Raw genomic sequence first — 16,568 nt, 5'->3', positions numbered from 1 at the left:
GAACCGGTACACCATGAGCCGCATATATGCAGACAACGCACAGGCTATCGGCAACACACCTCTGGTGATGATCAACCGCCTCGGGCCCAAGGGCGTGACCATCCTGGCCAAGATCGAGGGGCGCAACCCTGCCTATTCGGTGAAGTGCCGGATCGGCGCCAACATGGTCTGGGATGCCGAGTCCCGTGGCGTGCTTAAGCCGGGCATGACCCTGGTCGAGCCGACGTCGGGCAACACCGGTATCGGTCTGGCTTTCGTCGCCGCTGCCCGCGGTTACAAGCTGGTGCTGACCATGCCGGCGTCCATGAGCCTGGAGCGTCGCAAGGTGCTCAAGGCGCTGGGCGCCGAACTGGTTCTCACCGAGCCGGCCAAGGGCATGAAAGGTGCGATCGAGAAAGCCGCCGAGATCGCTGCCTCCGATACCGCCAAGTACTACATGCCACAGCAGTTCGAAAACCCGGCCAACCCGGCGATCCACGAGAAAACCACCGGCCCGGAAATCTGGAACGACACCGAAGGTGCCGTGGACGTGCTGGTATCTGGTGTCGGCACCGGCGGCACCATCACCGGGGTTTCGCGTTACATCAAGCACACCCAGGGCAAGGCGATCCAGTCCATTGCCGTCGAGCCGGTCTCCTCGCCGGTGATCACCCAGACCCTGGCCGGTGAGGAGGTCAAACCCAGTCCGCACAAGATTCAGGGCATCGGTGCTGGCTTCGTGCCGAAGAACCTCGATTTGTCGGTGGTCGACAGGGTCGAGCAGGTGACCGACGAAGACTCCAAGGCCATGGCCCTGCGCCTGATGCGCGAGGAAGGCATTCTCTGCGGGATTTCCTGCGGCGCGGCGATGGCAGTCGCCGTTCGCCTGGCCGAGAAGCCGGAGATGCAGGGCAAGACCATCGTGGTGATCCTGCCGGACTCCGGCGAGCGCTACCTGTCGAGCATGCTGTTCAGCGACCTGTTCACCGAGCAGGAATTGCAGCAGTAAAGTATTGGCCGCGTAGCCAATCAGATCGCTCCCCACGCTTGAGCGTGGGAGCCATCAAACGAGGCGAATTGGTGGGCTGAAGCCCACCCTACGCCAGCGCCCCTGTAGGGTGGGCTCCAGCCCACCTAATCGATCGTCCGGCACTGCTTTCGAGCCGTAACGGGTAGACGACGCTTCACTTGCACGCCCCGATCCACCCTATGGGATTGGACGGCTGTCTATGCCGGTGCTTTCGTCGCCGGGCGAACCACTAGCCACAACGCGATGGCGATCAATACGCCGCCGTACAGGTGTGCCCAGGACAACGGCTCGTCGAGCAGCAGGGCGCCCCAGAACACGCCGAAGATCGGGATCAGAAAGGTGGTGGTCGACGCCCTGATCGGGCCAATGTCGTTGAGCAGGCGGAAATACAGCACGTAGGCGAAGGCTGTGCAGCCCAGCCCCAGGGCCAGCAGCGATGACCATTCCAGCCAGCCGCCCCAGCTGGCCGGTGGTTGTATCGCCAGCGAACCACCGAACAGCGGTAGCAGGAACAGGCTGGCGCCGCACAGGCTGCCAAACGCGGTAAGGCGGTTGTCCAGGTCGCCGGCTATCCAGCGCCGGGTGAGAAATCCGGCCAGGCCGTAACACAACGTCGCCAGCAGGCAGGCGAGGGCGCCAAGGAGCAGGGCAGTATCCAGCTCCACCGGGCCGCTGCGGGTCAGCACGGCGACGCCGAACAGGCCAAGGGCTACACCAGCGGCGCGGGTCAGGGTCATCGCTTCTGCGAAGAACAGGGCGCCGATCAACACCCCCATCATCGGCGTGGTCGCGTTGATGATCGCCGAATAGCCAGCGGGCAATACCAGTGCTGCCAGGCTGTACATGGCCGAGGGTATCCCGGCGTTGATCACGCCCAGCACCAGGCACAGGCCCAGCTTGCCGCGAAAATCCCACTTCACCCGCATCAGCAGCAGGATCGCCAGCAGACCCAACATGGCGATCGCGGCGCGGAAAAAGGCTGTCGGCATGCTGCCGATCACGGGGGCCACCACGCGCAGGAACAGGAAGCTGGCTCCCCAGATCGACGCGAGTAGCAGAAGGCGCAACATGTCGGCAGGGCGCAAGGCAGGCTCCAGTCTCGGGCGGAAGGCCGGCAGTTTTGCCGGACGTCGCCAGCAAGGCAAGCGCGGAATTGGCTTTCAATGTCGGCAGGTGCACCTTTCGCGAGAAACACGCTGCAACCTTTGTGATTCGCCCAGCGCACAACGGCTTCGCGTCAACGGCCACTATTGTTTGAACAAGCGCTCTGGCGCGCGGGTCGCACGTCATGCCTGAAACACCCATAATTGCGCCGCTCTCCATCAACCATCCGCTGCGGATGGTCGCGCCAACTACGCGCTACCGAAGAATCAAGGAATACGCCCATGAGCTGTAACCCGCCTGCGCAACTGCCTGAACTGTCCCGCTTGGCCAAGGCCATCCTGTTATGCAGCTGCGCGGCTACGGGGGCGGCACAGGCGGCGGAGCCAGTCAGCAGCCTGGTGCTCGAACCCAGCGTGGTGACCGGCTCGCGCAGTGCGATGCAAAGTTTCGACCTGCCATTCTCGGTAGACGGTATCGACCGCGAGCAGATCAGTGATGGTCAACTGGGCATCAATGCCTCCGAGGTGTTGACGCGGGTGCCCGGGCTGGTGGTGCAGAACCGCCAGAACTATGCCCAGGACTTGCAGATATCCTCCCGTGGTTTCGGCGCCCGTTCGGCTTTCGGCGTGCGCGGTTTGAAGCTGATCACTGATGGTATCCCTGCCAGCACGCCTGACGGCCAAGGGCAGGCGGCGACCTTCAACCTGGATACCGCCGACCGTATCGAAGTGCTACGTGGCCCGGCCTCGACGCTGTATGGCAGCAACGCCGGCGGGGTGATCCAGATGTTTTCCCGTGACGGTGTTGGCCGGCCGCGTATCGGTGCCGAGACCCTGATCGGCAGCGACGGCCTGACCCGCAACCACCTCACCGCCGAAGGCGAGGCGGATGGCGTGGGCTTCGTGCTCGACGCCTCGCGGATGGACACCGACGGTTACCGAGACCACAGCTCGGCGCGCCGTGATCAGACCTTCGCCAAACTCAATTTCAAACCGGATGAAGACAGCAAGCTGGCGCTGATCTACAGCAGCCTGGAGCAGAACGGCACCAAGGATCCCCTTGGGCAGGCGTGGGAGGCCTACAAGGCCGATCCGCGTTCGGTGGCTACAAATGCCACCCGGTACAACACTCGCAAGAGTATCGATCACCAGCAACTGGGCGCGAATTACGAGCGTTACTTTGGTGACTCGACACTGCAACTAACGGCGTATGCGGGTAAACGGCATGTGGTTCAGTATCAGGCGATTCCCTATGAAACGTGGGCCAACCCGCAGGCAGATGAGCGGCATAGCGGCGGCGTCATTGACTTTGAACGCGAGTTTCACGGTGGCAGTGTACGTTGGCTACAACCGGTAGAAGGGGTGACGGGAGACCTGCAACTGGTGTTTGGGCTCGATTATGACCATAGCCGCGATGATCGTCGTGGCTATGAGAACTACGTTGGAACAATCGCCACTGGTACACGAGGCATAAAAGGAAACCTGCGGCGTAATGAGGTTGATACCGTAACCAGTCTTGATCCCTATGCGCAGGCGACTTGGGTGTTGGGTAACTGGACGCTGCAGGGTGGTTTGCGCTACAGCACCGTCAAGGTGGATGTTGATGACAAGTACATAGTTGGCGAAAACGTTGATGACAGCGGCACTAAGCGTTATGAGAAGGCCACGCCATCTGTAAGTGTTGGCTATGCCTTCACGCCTGATCTGAATGGCTATATCAGCGTTGGTAAGGGTTTTGAAACGCCGAGCCAGGGCGAGCTGGCATACTCATTGAACAATACGGGGTTCAATCTAGGGCTTGAGGCTTCTGAAAGTACCCAGTACGAAGTGGGTATGAAGGCACGCATCGCCGAGACGACCCGCATCAATGCGGCTATCTTTCAGATCAATACCGATGATGAGATCGTGGTATTACAAAACCAGTTTGGCCGTACCAGCTACCAGAACGCTGGCAAGACCCTGCGCCGCGGTTTCGAGCTGGGTGTTGAGAGCCAGTTCAACGAGCAGTGGTCAGCAGCGCTGGCCTATACCTACCTGGCGGCGACCTATGATTCGAGCTTCGTCGCAGGCAATAACACCATCGACAAGGGCAACAACCTGCCCGGCGTGCCGCGTACCACACTGTTCGGCGAAGTGGCCTGGAAGCCAGTCGATGGCATCAGCACTGCCGTGGAAGGCTTGTATCGCAGCAAGGTCTACGTCGAGGACACCAACACCGATAAAGCCGCACCGAGTTATGCGGTCTTCAATTGGCGTACCCGCTTCGAGCAGAACCTCGGTGCATGGAAGACCCACCAGACCTTGCGCCTGGATAATCTGTTGGATAAGCAGTACGTCGGCTCGGTGATCGTTGGCGATGGCAACGACCGTTATTACGAAGCGGCACCCGGGCGTTCCTGGTATGCAGGGGCGGGCGTGGAATATCAATTCTGATCAAACCGACGGGGCCGCAGCGTCGGCCCTCGATTTTCAGCAGAAGCAAAGCGACGGTCGGTAGCGCCTTGCAACGGTTGGAGGCTTGTTACATCTCCCCTAGTGCGATGGTTTCGGCTACTCTCAAGTCAAGCGGTCACCATAGCCGCGTGCAGTCGAGGAGATCTCTTATGAAAGCCTGGTTCGAAAAACTTGCCGCACAGCTCAATGCCCTGTTTGTTCAGCGCATGCAGCCGATCCCAATCCGCAGTGACGAGCAGCGCCGTCTGGCTGCAGAGCGCCAGCGCCGCCGCTGAGTGTCGCTGCGTCATTGATCTGGAAGCGCCGCCAGCGGCGCTTCGATGTTCACGCCTGTATCCCCTCCCAGGGACTGATACAGCGTGACTGCATTTATCAGCTGGTTCAGACGATTCTCCGCCAGAGTGATCTGAGCCGTGCGGCGGGTATCCTGCGCGCTCAGCCAGGACTGCAGATCCACAGCCCCTGATTCGTAACGAATACGATAGATACGTTCTGCCTCGCTGGCTGCGTCCAGTGCGCGGCTGCGCATGCCTTCCTGCTCGGCGTAATGACGCCGCCCCGCCAGTCCGTTCTCCACGTCCGCCAATGCCTGATACAGATTCTGGCGGAAGTCCGTCACCGCCAGCTCATAGTCGGTTTTCGAGACCGCGACGTTGAGCTTCATCTGGTTCCACTGCAGGAATGGCATGGCCAGGCTGGCACCCACGGCGCCGACCGGATTCTGCAGCAGGTTGCCCAGTGCCGAACTGGAGTAGCCCAGGGTGCCGGTCAGGCTCAGATCCGGGTAATAGCTGGCGCGGGTGGCATCCACGGATTTCAGGCTACTGCGCAGGCGCAGTTCGGCGGCGCGCAGATCCGGGCGCCGAGCCAGCAGGCTGGCCGGTAGATCTGCACGCACGGCGGGTAATACGCTGTCTTGCAGACTCTGCAGTTCAGTCAGGCTCGCCGGGCTGGTACCGTCGAACAGCACGGCCAGGGCGTTGCGCTGCTCGACCCGTTGCTGGCGCAGATCCACTTCACTGGCAAGCTGGGTTTCCAGGCTCTGCCGCGCCTCGGCGAGCTCCAGCGCCGAAGCCTGGCCAGCATCGTATTGCACCTGAACCAACTGCAGGGTTTGACGTGCGTACTCGATGCTCGCGGCGCTGGCCGCCAGGCGTTCGTTGAGATAGCCGATCTGCCAATACAAGGTCGCCACCGTACCCGCCAATGACAGGCGGGTAGCGGCGTAATCCTGCTCGGTCGCCAGCGCTTCGAGCTCGGCTGCATCGGTGGCGCTGCCCAGGCGGTTCCACAGGTCGGCCTCCCAGCTCACCGAGCCGGTCAGCGAATAGCTGTGAGCGGCGCTGCCTTCACCGCGCAGGGCGCGAGTACGGTCGGCACTCAGCCCACTGCTGACCTGGGGAAACTGCACGTCGCGGGTCAGCCCAGCCTGCAATTGCGCGCGGCGTACGTTCAGCAATGCGGTGCCGATATCGTTGTTGCGGGTCAGCGCCGCTTCGATCAGTCGATCCAGCTCCGGATCATTGAAGGCCTTCCACCAGGCTTGGCCACTGCTGACCTGCTGTTCGCCAGGCTGCTGCCAACTGGCGGGCACGTTCAGCGCCGGGCGCTCGTAAGGTGTGGAAAGCAGCGAGCTGCAGCCGCCCAGAGCAAGGGCGACGAGCAGAGACAGAGGTTTCAGGTAATGGCTGTGCATGATCGGCTACTCGCGAGACAAGGCGTCGACGGGGTCGAGGCGGGCGGCATTGCGGGCTGGCAGAAAACCGAACACCAGGCCGATGACCGTGGAACAGAGAAACGCAGCGATGATCGAGCCGCTAGAAAACACCAGGCTGAATTCACTGGTGAAACGGCTGAACAGCGCACCGAAGGCCAGCGCCGATATCACCCCCAGTGCGCCACCGATCAGGCACACCAGCACCGCCTCGATCAGGAACTGGCGAAGGATGTCGTTCTGCCGGGCACCCACCGCCATGCGCACGCCGATTTCACGGGTACGCTCGGTGACCGACACCAGCATGATGTTCATCACCCCGATGCCGCCGACCAGCAGGGAGATCAGGGCGATGGCCGATATCAGCAGGGTCATGGTCTGGCTGGTCTTCTCGATGGTCTGGCGGATGGTGTCGGTGTTCATCACGAAGAAGTCCTGAACCCCGTGACGGCGGGTGAGCAGGCGGATGATGCCCTGCTCGGCGGCATCGCTGGAGACGCTGTCGTCGACACGCACGGTGATGCTTTCCAGGTACGACTGGCCGAGCATGCGGTTCATCACCGCGGTGTAGGGTAGATAGACGCGTAGCGAATCGCTGCCGCCGAAGTTGCTCTGGATGGGGTCGAGCACGCCGACCACGCGCACCGGTACGTTGCCCAACAAGATCACCTGGCCGAGCGCCTGCTTGCCGGCGAACAGCTTCTTGTAGGTGTTGTCATCGATGACCGCGCTCTGCGCCGACTCGCGTACTGCCTTGGCGTCAAACGCACGGCCCTGGGCAAAGGTGTAGCCCTTGGCGCGGAAGAACTGCTCGCCCACGCCGCTGGTGGATACGCTCAGCGCCTGCTCGCGATAGCGCAGGGTGCCGGAGCTGGAAACCGACGGCGTGACGCTGTCGACGAAAGCCTGGCCGGCCAGGGCGTCGGCATCGGCCGGCACCAGCGTCTGGATCCGTCCGGAGCGGCGGTCACCAAAGCCGCTACCCGGATAGATGTCGATGGTGTTGGTGCCGATCGCGCTGATGTTTTCCATGATCTTCTGCTGCGAGCCCTGACCGAGCGCTACCACCGAGACCACCGAGGCGATGCCGATGATGATGCCGAGCATGGTCAGAAAAGTCCGCAGCTTGTGCGACAGCATCGCCAGCAGGGCCATGCGCAGGGCCTCGCGAAACTGGCCGAAACTGGCCTTCAAGGCATTAGCGACCCGCGCCGGCGCCGGTTCAGGCATGGCGGGCACGTCGTCCTCGGCAGGGCGCAGGCGGCGATCGGCGATGATGCAGCCGTCGCTGATCTCGATGACTCGGTCGGCGATTTCCGCGACCTTCATGTCGTGGGTGACGATGATCACCGTGTGCCCGGCGGCATGCAGCTCGCGCAGCAGCTTGAGCATTTCCTCGCCGCTGTGGCTGTCCAGGGCGCCAGTGGGTTCGTCGGCGAGAATCACCTGGCCGCCATTCATCAGCGCCCGGGCGATGGATACGCGTTGTTGCTGGCCACCGGAAAGCTGGTTTGGCCTGTGGCTCAGGCGTTCGCCCAGACCGAGCCGCTGCAGCAGTGCTTCGGCGCGCTCGCGGCGGCTGGCGGCGTCCTTGCCGGCGTAGATGGCCGGCACTTCGACGTTGCCCACGGCGTCCAGATCGCCAAGCAGGTGGTAGCGCTGGAAGATGAAGCCGAAATACTCGCGGCGCAGTTCGGCCAGCTCATCGGGAGAGAGCTTGCCGGTCTCCCGGCCAGCGATGCGGTAGGTGCCGGCGCTGGCTCTGTCCAGGCAACCGAGGATGTTCATCAGTGTCGACTTGCCCGAACCGGAGGTGCCGATGATCGCTACCATCTCGCCCTGTTCGATGCTCAGGTCGACATCCTTGAGCACGGCAATGGTCTGCTCCCCAGCGGGGAATTCGCGGCGCAGGCCGCTGAGTTCTAAGAGTGCCATATCAGAGCCTCATCGGCCCGCGCATGCGCAGGGTGGTGCTGGAGCCGGCCGCGGCGTCGCCGAGTACCACCTTGTCGCCGGTCTCCAGGCCTTCTAGCACCTGAGCGTTGATCGAGTCTTCCAGGCCGGTGCGGATCTGTCGTGCCTCGACCTTGCCGTCCTTGAGCACCTGCACGGTGTAGCTGCCGTCACGGTTGGCGCTGCCCAACGCCGACACCGGAACGCTCGTCGCGCCTTTGACGCTGTCGAGGACGATGTTCACTTCGGTGGTCATGGAAATGCGCAGCTTGCCGTCCGGGTTTGGCACGTCGAACACGGCGATGTAGTACACCGCCGTATCGGTGGAGGTGGTCGACGATGAGGTGCTCGAGGTGCTGTCGCTGGTGTTGATAGAGTCCGGCGCGGGTTCGATCATGCGCAGCGTGGCTTCATAGCGTTTGCCGGGCTCGCCGAGAATGGTGAAGTACACCGGCAGGCCGGGCTGCAGGTTGACCACATCGGCCTCGGAAATCTCGGCGCGCACGGTCATCTTGTCGAGCTGGGCGACCTTGACGATGGTCGGCGCCGACTGCGCCGAGTTGACCGTCTGGCCTTCCTTGACCACCACGCCGACCACCGTGCCGTCGATGGGCGCGACGATCTTGGTGTAGCCGAGATCGACTTCGGCGGTGGATACCTGGATCTGTGCCTGCTGAATCTGCGCGTCCAGCGCGGCGACCTGGGCCTTGGCGGTGTTCAGGTCGGCCTCGGCCGTTTCGTAGCTTTCCCGCGAGCTGGCGTTCTGGGCGAGCATGGATTTCTGCCGATTGAAGGCGAGCTGCGCCTTTTTCAAGTTCGCGGCCTGCACCGCGCGCTGGGCCTTGACGTTGGCCAGCGCGGCCTTGGCATTGGCCAGGTCGTTCTGCTGGGTCAGGGAGTCGATCTCGGCGATGGGGTCGCCCTGTTTGACCAGGTCACCGAAGTCGACGTGTAGCTTGGTGACTTGGCCGGACACCTGGGCGCCGACACTGACCTGCTTGAAGGCTTCCAGTGTGCCGGTGGCAATGACCGTTTGCTCGATGCTGGCCTGGCGAACCTCGGCAGTCAGCAGGCCGTTGCCTGGCGCTGGCTGCAGCCAACGGTTGAGCGCATAGCCGCCCAATGCCAGGGCAGCGATGGCGGGAATCAGGAGCAGCAGCTTGGTTCTTGGCATGGTGATGGCACACAACGAATTTGGATGCAGCCACTATAGGGAGGCGCTCATCTGCGTTGGGTAAGAGCGAGGTAAGGTTCTGTCAGGAATAGGTAAAGTTCGTGGCCGGACGACCGGCAACGGTTATTTGTGACCCAGCAAATGCGGCAAGGCTCTCAAGTCACCGACGCGCTTGCCGACATTATGGAAAGCCCGATCGGGTAAGCAGGAAACAGGCGTGGCAGGGAGCCGAGTGCGACGACTCCAATGTGCCATTTCGCTCGTGCTTAGTTGTTTAAAACCAAACGCCTACCTGTGCTGGCGCGGCAGCATTGCTGTGCTAGACATAGTGGAGTGGCAGGGATGTACCCTTCACGAACTAAAGGATTGCAACCATGCGTCAGAATCTGCCGGTGACTCAGCGGGAAAGGACTTTTCCTGGTCATGAGCGGTTGATCTCCACCACTGATCTGAACAGCAAGATCACCTACTGCAACGACGCATTCGTTGCCATCAGCGGCTTCACTCGTGAGGAACTGATCGGTCAGCCCCACAACCTGGTACGCCACCCGGACATGCCGCCCGCGGTATTCGGCCATATGTGGGACACCATCAAACAGGGCAAACCCTGGATGGGGATCGTCAAGAATCGCTCGAAGAACGGCGATTACTACTGGGTCAGTGCCTACGTCACGCCGATCTACCAGAACGGCCAGGTGTCGGGTTACGAATCGGTGCGCTCGCTGCCCAGTGAAGACCAGAAACGCCGCGCCGAGGCGCTGTACGCCAGATTGCGGGCCGGAAAATCCCCGGTACCGAAGATCGAGTACCTGACCTACGACCTGATTCGTTCCTGGCCGCTGATTCTCGCCACGCTGGTGATCCTAGCGGCCCAAACGCTGCTCGCCGGGCCGTGGCTGGCGGCGCTTATCGTGGTGGTGATGGCTGCTCTGGGCTCCTATCAGCTGTACGCCAAGCGCTCTCTGATTCGCCGCACACTGGCCGACCATCCCAAAGCCTTCACCAGCAGCCTGGTGGCGCTGACCTACAGCGAGAGCCGCGGCGCTCAGGCGTTGCTGGACATGGCCATGATCAGCGAAGAAGCGCGCCTGCAGACGGCGCTGACACGCCTCGAAGATGCTGGCGTCAACGTCAAGAAACAGGCCGCTCAGTCAGCCGGCTTCTCTCGAGCGGGTGCCGAGATGCTCGATCAGCAGCGCAGCGAGACCGATCAGTCGGCCACGGCCATCAACCAGATGGCGGCAACCATTCAGGAAGTCACCCAGAACGTGCAGAGCACCAGCCATGCCGCCGAAGAGGCCGATCGCCTGGCCAAGGAAGGGCGGCAACTGGCCGGTGGCAGCCTGGAGTCCATGCAGCACATGGCTAAGGCGGTCGCCGACATCGGCCAGGCGGTGAACGACCTGGCAAACTCCACCCAGTCCATCGGCAGCGTCGCCGACGTGATCACCTCGATTGCCGAACAGACCAACCTGCTGGCGCTCAACGCTGCTATCGAGGCGGCGCGCGCGGGCGAGCAGGGGCGTGGTTTTGCCGTGGTTGCCGATGAGGTGCGTTCGCTAGCTTCACGTACGCGCGAGTCGACCCAGCAGATTCATCAGATCATCGCGTCCCTGCGCGCCGGCGCCGAACGTGCGGTGGTCACGGCCGGGCGAGGGGAGGAGATCTCCCGGGAGAGCGTGCAGAGCGTCGAGGCGGTGCGTATCGCGCTCGATGGCATCAGTGAATCGGTCAGCCGCATCACTGGGATGAGCCAGCAGATTGCCGCCGCTTCCGAAGAGCAGGGCCAGGTGGCCGAGGACATCAGCCGGCAGATCACCCGCATCGCCCACCTTTCCGAGCAGGGTGCCGAGCAGGCTCACCGGGGGGCCGCCATCGGTAAGGAGCTGGAGACCATGGCCGACTACCTGCACAGCCTGGCCGAGCGCTTCAACCGCTAGGGTCTGTTGCTGTTTCACGCCCGGCCCTGCGGGTTGCGCGGGAAATCTCGCCATGTGTCGTTGGAGGACTTGAAAAGGGAACGCCATTCCCTGCGTCCTCCGCCTAACCTGGCGAGATTTCTCGCGGCAACGCGGCTCGCGTTGAAACGGCAACAGACCCTAGGCCAGTGGGCGGCTGTCTTTGTTGATCAGTCGCTCATGCAGTTCTACCGTCAAGCCTTCGATCCGCTCGCTCAGTTGCTTGGTGATGGACGTCAGTTCGGTATTCTGACGAATCAGATCCAGCAACTGAGCACTCTGTTGCGCCGCGTTCTCCAGGCGTTTCTCGTTGGCAACGGCCAGTTCTTCACGGTGTTTTGCATCGGCCTCCGAATGCGCTTTATCGCGGGCCGCCTGGCGGGTCTGAGCCAGCAGGATCAGGGGCGCCGCATAGGCGGCCTGCAGGCTGAACGCGAGGTTGAGCAAAATGAATGGATAGGGATCGAAGCTGCCCAGGCCACTAGCGTTTGCTGCGATCCAGGCCGCTACGATCAGGGTTTGCACGCCAAGAAACATCGGGGTGCCGAAGAATCGGGCGAAGGCTTCTGCCTTGAGCGCGAAAGTGTCGTTACCAAAAGGGTTGGCCAGGTGGGCGTGGGGGCGATGGAAGCGCAACGGGTCGAGTGGGGAAGCGGAGGGTTTCTCGGCAGGCGTGTTCATTGGCGGCTCCATGGGGGCAGGGCGCGCAGCGGTGAGTCGGCCGGCAGGGCGCTTGGTCGGAGCACCACGACGGTTGTCTGGTTGCCCCTGCAGCTTACGCGGCAGTTGGCTTGTGGCACACTCCCTGGCTGAGGAGACCCGCCAATGCCACGCCCCCGTTGTTCCCGCTGCAAGCGTCCCGAAAGCCATTGCCTGTGCGCGCTGATCCCCGATCTGCCTAGCCGTACAGAAATCCTTGTGCTGCAGCATCCCGATGAAGCCGATCATGCTCTGAATACTGCCTATCTGGCCGTGCTTGGTCTGCGCAATGCGACATTGCGCGTTGGTGAGGTATTCGAGGACTTGCCGCTGTGGTTAACGCAGCCGGGCTATCGCACCTGCTTGCTGTTTCCGGGGGACGATGCGCAGCCGCTGGGTAGCATCGTGGATGATGCCGATGAGAGACCGTGGCGGCTGGTAGTGCCTGACGGCACCTGGCGCAAAGCGCGCAAGCTGCTGCATCTCAATCCTGCGTTGGCAGCGCTGCCGCGGGTGACTCTGACGGATGTGCAACCTTCGCGCTATCGCCTGCGCAAGGCGCCGATGGAAGGATCGCTGTCGACCCTCGAGGCAATTGTCGCGGCGTTGAACGTGCTGGAGGCACCGGCTGATTATCAAGCCCTGCTAAAACCCTTCGATGCTCTGATCGAAGGACAGATCGCGGCGATGGGCGAAGAGACGTTCAGGCGCAATCATCTGCGTTGATTGGGCTTAGTTAGGCATTGGTGGACTACAGCCCACCAATAGCTATACCCGCTTCAGGCAAAGGTGCCATCTCGGAAGTCGCGCATCGCCTGTTCGATTTCTTCCCGGCTGTTCATCACGAAAGGCCCGTATTGCACGATGGGCTCGTTCAGCGGCTTGCCAGCGAGCAGTAGCACTCGAGCCCCCGTGCTGCTGCTCAGATGCAATTCACCCTGATCATCCAGGCGAACCAGCCTGCCAGCTTTCACTTCGTGGCTGCGTTGCACATGAGCGTTGCCCTGGTACACGTAAAGCAGAGCGCGGTGGCCGTCGGGCAGGGCGGGGCTCAAGGTGCTGCCTGCCGGAATATGCAGATCGAGGAGATAGGGATCGGTGCTGGGGCGCTGCACCGCGCCGGCCTGAACGATATCGCCTTCGGCGAAGGTGCCGGCAATTACCGCCACTTCGGCGCCACAGGCGGTACGCACGCGGGGAATCTGCGCGGCCGGAATGTCGCGGTAGTCCGGGTCTGCCATCTTGCTATCGGCGGGCAGGTTGAGCCACAACTGGAAGCCGCGCATGGCACCTTGCTCCTGCTCCGGCATTTCGCTGTGGATGATGCCGCGTGCAGCGGTCATCCACTGCACGTCACCGCCCTGCAGCAGCCCGACATTGCCCAGATGATCCTCGTGGCGCATGCGCCCTTCGAGCATGTAGGTAATGGTCTCGAAACCACGGTGTGGGTGCGGCGGAAAGCCGGCGATGTAGTCGTCGGCGTTCTCGGTGCTGAACTCGTCAAGCATCAGGAAGGGGTCGAAGCGCTCGATGCCACCACCGCCGATCACTCGATTGAGGCGCACGCCGGCACCGTCGGAAGCGGGCTGGCCCGGCTGAATGGCGAGTACATTGCGTAGTTGGGTCATGCTGAAGGCTCCTGGAACGCGATGGCCCATGTTAGGCGAGGCGAACCGGGATATGGGTAGGAAAACTCTGTGTTATCGATCAACAAAGTCGATGTTGAAGGACGGCGCCACTGGACGCCGCCCCTCGTCTCACTCGGCGATCTGCAGCTTGCGCGATTCTGTATAGAAGAAGCGCAGTTTCTCGTATTCGAACGGCGAGTTGATCTGGCCATAGCGGAAGCTGGTGGTCGATCGCTGATCGACGCCCCTGAGCAGGGTTACTTCCGGATGATCGCTGGCGACCTCGGCCATGTTGAGGTAATTGACCGCTTGTGCGACGCCGAAGTCCGTCACCAGGCCACCGGTGTCGCGCAGGTTCGACGGCCCGAGAATCGGCAGCATCAGATATGGGCCGGCGGGGGCTCCGTAGAAACCCAGGGTCTGGCCGAAGTCCTCACGCTGCTTGGGCAAGCCCATGAGGGTGGCTGGATCCCACAGTCCGGCAACCCCGAGCGTGGTATTGAACAGCAGGCGTGCCGTGGTGTTCAGTGCGCGCTGCCCCTTGAGCTGCGCCACGCTGTTGAACAGGTTGGGTACGTCACCCAGGTTGCTAAAGAAGTTGGTCACACCCTTCTGCACGAAGCCCGGTGTGATGTAGCGGTATCCGTCGACCACGGGCAGAAACACCCACTCATCGAAACGATAGTTGAAGTGGTAGACACGACGGTTCCACGACTCCAGCGGATCGAACACTTCCAGCGCGGATAGCGTCGAGCGTTCGAACTCGCGCTGATCCAGACCGGGGTTGAACTTGAGCTTGCTAAGCGGTTGCTTGAAGCCGTCGTCCTCGATGGTGGTCTGGGCAACGACAGTGCCGCAGGTCAGCAGGGCGGCGAACAGCGTGAGAGTAGGAAAGGACTTAGCCACGGAAGAACTCCAACATGTCTTTGCTGTTGACGCGGTAATTGAGGTTGCCGCAGTGGCCGCCCAGCGGGTACACGGTCAAGCGATCGCCCATGGTACGGCGCAGAAAACCGAGGTCGCCTGGGCCAAGAATCACATCGTCAGCGTTATGCATCACGGCGATTTTTGGGCTGTTCTTCAGGTAATCCTCGATACCGTACAGGCTCACCTCATTGATCAGTTGGGTCATGCTGCCGCCGTCATAGCGGGCACGCCACATGGGGATCAGCTGTTCGGCCATGTAGCAGTCGAAATCGCACTGCAGAGCGCGGCGGAAGAACGGCGTCAGGCTGGTGCCCTCGCCAATCGGATAATCCACTGGAGTGATCAGGCCGCGACGGTTGATCAGATCCGATGTGAAGGCGATATCGGCAGCCGAGAAGCGGAAAGAGGTGCCGATCAGCATGGCCATCTGTTCGTCGGTCAAGTGCTCCTTGGACTGCTGAAAGTCATACAGCAGCGCGTCGTTGATATCGACGTAACCCTTGTCCTGGAAGTAACGGGTCAGTTTGCCCAGCACCAGTTCATAGAAGGTAGTGCGGTTGCTGATGCCCTTGACCTCGGTCTGTACCAGGCGATCCAGGTTGGTGATCGAGGTGTACAGGTTGACCGGTGGGTTGAGCATCAGCACGCGCTTGAAGTTGAAGCTGCGGCGTGTCTCGTCCAACTGGCTGACGAATGCGGCGTGCAGGGCGCCGAGGCTGTAACCGGTGAGGTAGAAGTCGGTGACTTCCAGGCGCGGATGCTGAGCACGCACCGCCTGCATGGCGCGATACAGGTCTTCGGCATCGTCACGGCTGATACCCGGCGTGGCGAAGCGCGAGGCTGAGGTCATGAAGTCGTAGCTGGTCGGCGACGACAACTGCACGACGTGGTAGCCCGCACCATAGAACAGTTTCTTCAGGTATTCAGGCGTGCTGCTCGAGTAATGCGCACCGGTGCCGGCGATGATGAAGATCAGCGGCGCCGGGCCTTTCTGCTCGGCCAGCCGGTAACGCATCTTGGTCACCGCCCAGAAGTTGTCCGGCAGCTGGAATTCGCGTTCCGGGCGCAGGCGAACCTGATAGTCCTTCTGGTTGATATCGGCATCGTCCGGTAACTCAGGCCGCAGCTCCGGCGGCGTGGTGGCGATGGTCGCCTCGAACGGATTGGTTAGCGGGTAGCCATAAGTCTGAGGGTCGACATCGGCGGCCCAGAGTGGGGTGCTGAGCAGTAGGCCGCTAAGCAGGGCAGCAAGGCGGGGAATGAAAGACATACAAGATCCCTTTGGAAGAGAACATTCTTTTCAGAGGTGGGCGGGGCTGCCCGTGCTTTCGGCATCAGCCGCGATGACTAGGACAACTGCCTATGTGTCAAAGTGCCATGGGAAATTATCGTCCTGCTGCACGCCAATGAAGTAGATACCGGATTTACGAGCAAAGGTCGAGGTTGCGCGGTTTTCAGCGCCTTTGCACTTGCCACCATTTGTGACTTGCATCCACCCGGCGGGAGATTATGCTGAGCGCCATTTCGATGCCCTCTGGAGTGCCGCATGCCCCGCCGTCTGTCTGTCGTTGTGCTGGTGATCGCCGCCGTTCTGTGTGTGATCGCCAGTTATGGCTTGCGTTATCTGCTTATGGAGGGTGATCAGTGGGTAGGTCGTTGTGTCGACGACCCAGAGAATCTGGCCTGCCAGGTTCGCGCTACCCTGGGCTGGATGATTCATTTGAGAATAATCGCCTGGGCTGCCCTCGGTTGCGCCGTGCTGGCCTTCGTGTTGCCAGGTGCCTGGGGATGGCGCCTGGCGGTGCCAGGGCTGCTGCTTGGTTTACCGGCTCTCGCGCTCTACACCGCCAGCCTGGCGGTGTTCGCGGTGGTACTGGCGCTGTTGCGCTTGGTACGCGCGCCCACTTCGGCAGCGGGCTGATAGTGCCTGGCGCAGCGCTCGAACGCTG

General features: G+C 61.9%; 14 protein-coding genes. 6 read left to right on the top strand and 8 right to left on the bottom strand.

What is annotated here, in order from left to right; all coding sequences use genetic code 11:
* Positions 1–13 precede the first annotated feature (13 nt).
* Positions 14–988 carry a cysteine synthase A gene (gene cysK, locus ACZ3GY_RS08905; RefSeq protein ID WP_225831733.1) on the top strand — a complete coding sequence of 325 codons (975 nt, stop codon included), beginning with the start codon at positions 14–16 and terminating at the stop codon, positions 986–988.
* Between the two features lie 218 nt (positions 989–1,206).
* Here cysK and ACZ3GY_RS08900 read toward each other — a convergent pair whose 3' ends face one another.
* On the bottom strand, positions 1,207–2,094 hold the full coding sequence (locus ACZ3GY_RS08900; RefSeq protein ID WP_465909725.1) for a DMT family transporter: 888 nt from the start codon (positions 2,092–2,094) through the stop codon (positions 1,207–1,209).
* Positions 2,095–2,394: 300 nt separating this feature from the next.
* Here ACZ3GY_RS08900 and ACZ3GY_RS08895 point away from each other — a divergent pair, with 300 nt between their 5' ends.
* Positions 2,395–4,545, top strand: a complete 2,151-nt coding sequence (locus tag ACZ3GY_RS08895; protein WP_465909723.1) for a TonB-dependent receptor family protein — start codon at positions 2,395–2,397, stop codon at positions 4,543–4,545.
* 170 nt (positions 4,546–4,715) lie between these two features.
* Positions 4,716–4,841, top strand: coding sequence for a PA1414 family protein (locus tag ACZ3GY_RS08890; protein WP_465909722.1), 126 nt, complete (start codon positions 4,716–4,718; stop codon positions 4,839–4,841).
* Between the two features lie 11 nt (positions 4,842–4,852).
* Here ACZ3GY_RS08890 and ACZ3GY_RS08885 read toward each other — a convergent pair whose 3' ends face one another.
* Genes ACZ3GY_RS08885 through ACZ3GY_RS08875 form a run of 3 tightly spaced genes read right to left on the bottom strand, consistent with a single transcriptional unit; the run spans position 4,853 to position 9,407 of the window.
* Complete coding sequence (locus ACZ3GY_RS08885) at positions 4,853–6,262, bottom strand: efflux transporter outer membrane subunit (protein ID WP_465909721.1); 1,410 nt, start codon at positions 6,260–6,262, stop codon at positions 4,853–4,855.
* 6 nt (positions 6,263–6,268) lie between these two features.
* On the bottom strand, positions 6,269–8,215 hold the full coding sequence (locus tag ACZ3GY_RS08880) for a MacB family efflux pump subunit (RefSeq protein WP_465909720.1): 1,947 nt from the start codon (positions 8,213–8,215) through the stop codon (positions 6,269–6,271).
* Position 8,216: 1 nt separating this feature from the next.
* Positions 8,217–9,407, bottom strand: a complete 1,191-nt coding sequence (locus ACZ3GY_RS08875; RefSeq protein ID WP_465909719.1) for an efflux RND transporter periplasmic adaptor subunit — start codon at positions 9,405–9,407, stop codon at positions 8,217–8,219.
* A gap of 374 nt (positions 9,408–9,781) precedes the next feature.
* On the opposite strand from ACZ3GY_RS08875, the gene ACZ3GY_RS08870 reads away from it, so the two are divergent.
* A complete protein-coding gene (locus ACZ3GY_RS08870; RefSeq protein ID WP_465909718.1) occupies positions 9,782–11,347 on the top strand; it encodes a methyl-accepting chemotaxis protein in 1,566 nt (521 codons plus the stop codon).
* 159 nt (positions 11,348–11,506) lie between these two features.
* Here ACZ3GY_RS08870 and ACZ3GY_RS08865 read toward each other — a convergent pair whose 3' ends face one another.
* A complete protein-coding gene (locus tag ACZ3GY_RS08865; RefSeq protein ID WP_463564576.1) occupies positions 11,507–12,046 on the bottom strand; it encodes a DUF1003 domain-containing protein in 540 nt (179 codons plus the stop codon).
* A 144-nt stretch (positions 12,047–12,190) separates the two neighbouring features.
* Here ACZ3GY_RS08865 and ACZ3GY_RS08860 point away from each other — a divergent pair, with 144 nt between their 5' ends.
* Entirely contained in the window at positions 12,191–12,790 is a 600-nt protein-coding gene (locus ACZ3GY_RS08860) for a tRNA-uridine aminocarboxypropyltransferase (RefSeq protein WP_465909717.1), read from the top strand.
* A 53-nt stretch (positions 12,791–12,843) separates the two neighbouring features.
* Here the strand turns inward: ACZ3GY_RS08860 and ACZ3GY_RS08855 are convergent, their stop codons facing one another.
* From ACZ3GY_RS08855 to ACZ3GY_RS08845, 3 genes are all read right to left on the bottom strand, one after another.
* Positions 12,844–13,692 carry a pirin family protein gene (locus ACZ3GY_RS08855; protein WP_465909716.1) on the bottom strand — a complete coding sequence of 283 codons (849 nt, stop codon included), beginning with the start codon at positions 13,690–13,692 and terminating at the stop codon, positions 12,844–12,846.
* A 129-nt stretch (positions 13,693–13,821) separates the two neighbouring features.
* Positions 13,822–14,598 carry an MlaA family lipoprotein gene (locus ACZ3GY_RS08850; RefSeq protein ID WP_465909715.1) on the bottom strand — a complete coding sequence of 259 codons (777 nt, stop codon included), beginning with the start codon at positions 14,596–14,598 and terminating at the stop codon, positions 13,822–13,824.
* On the bottom strand, positions 14,591–15,889 hold the full coding sequence (locus tag ACZ3GY_RS08845) for a serine/threonine protein kinase (protein ID WP_463564579.1): 1,299 nt from the start codon (positions 15,887–15,889) through the stop codon (positions 14,591–14,593). Before ACZ3GY_RS08845 ends, ACZ3GY_RS08850 begins: the two co-directional genes overlap by 8 nt.
* A gap of 276 nt (positions 15,890–16,165) precedes the next feature.
* Between ACZ3GY_RS08845 and ACZ3GY_RS08840 the strand changes: the two genes are divergently transcribed.
* The gene (locus tag ACZ3GY_RS08840; RefSeq protein WP_463564580.1) at positions 16,166–16,540 is read left to right on the top strand and encodes a hypothetical protein; all 375 of its coding nucleotides are present in this window, start codon (positions 16,166–16,168) and stop codon (positions 16,538–16,540) included.
* Positions 16,541–16,568 lie beyond the last annotated feature (28 nt).

The organism is Pseudomonas sp. PME37.24/006, from assembly GCF_055556635.1.
This window is presented reverse-complemented; position numbering and strand designations above follow the sequence as displayed.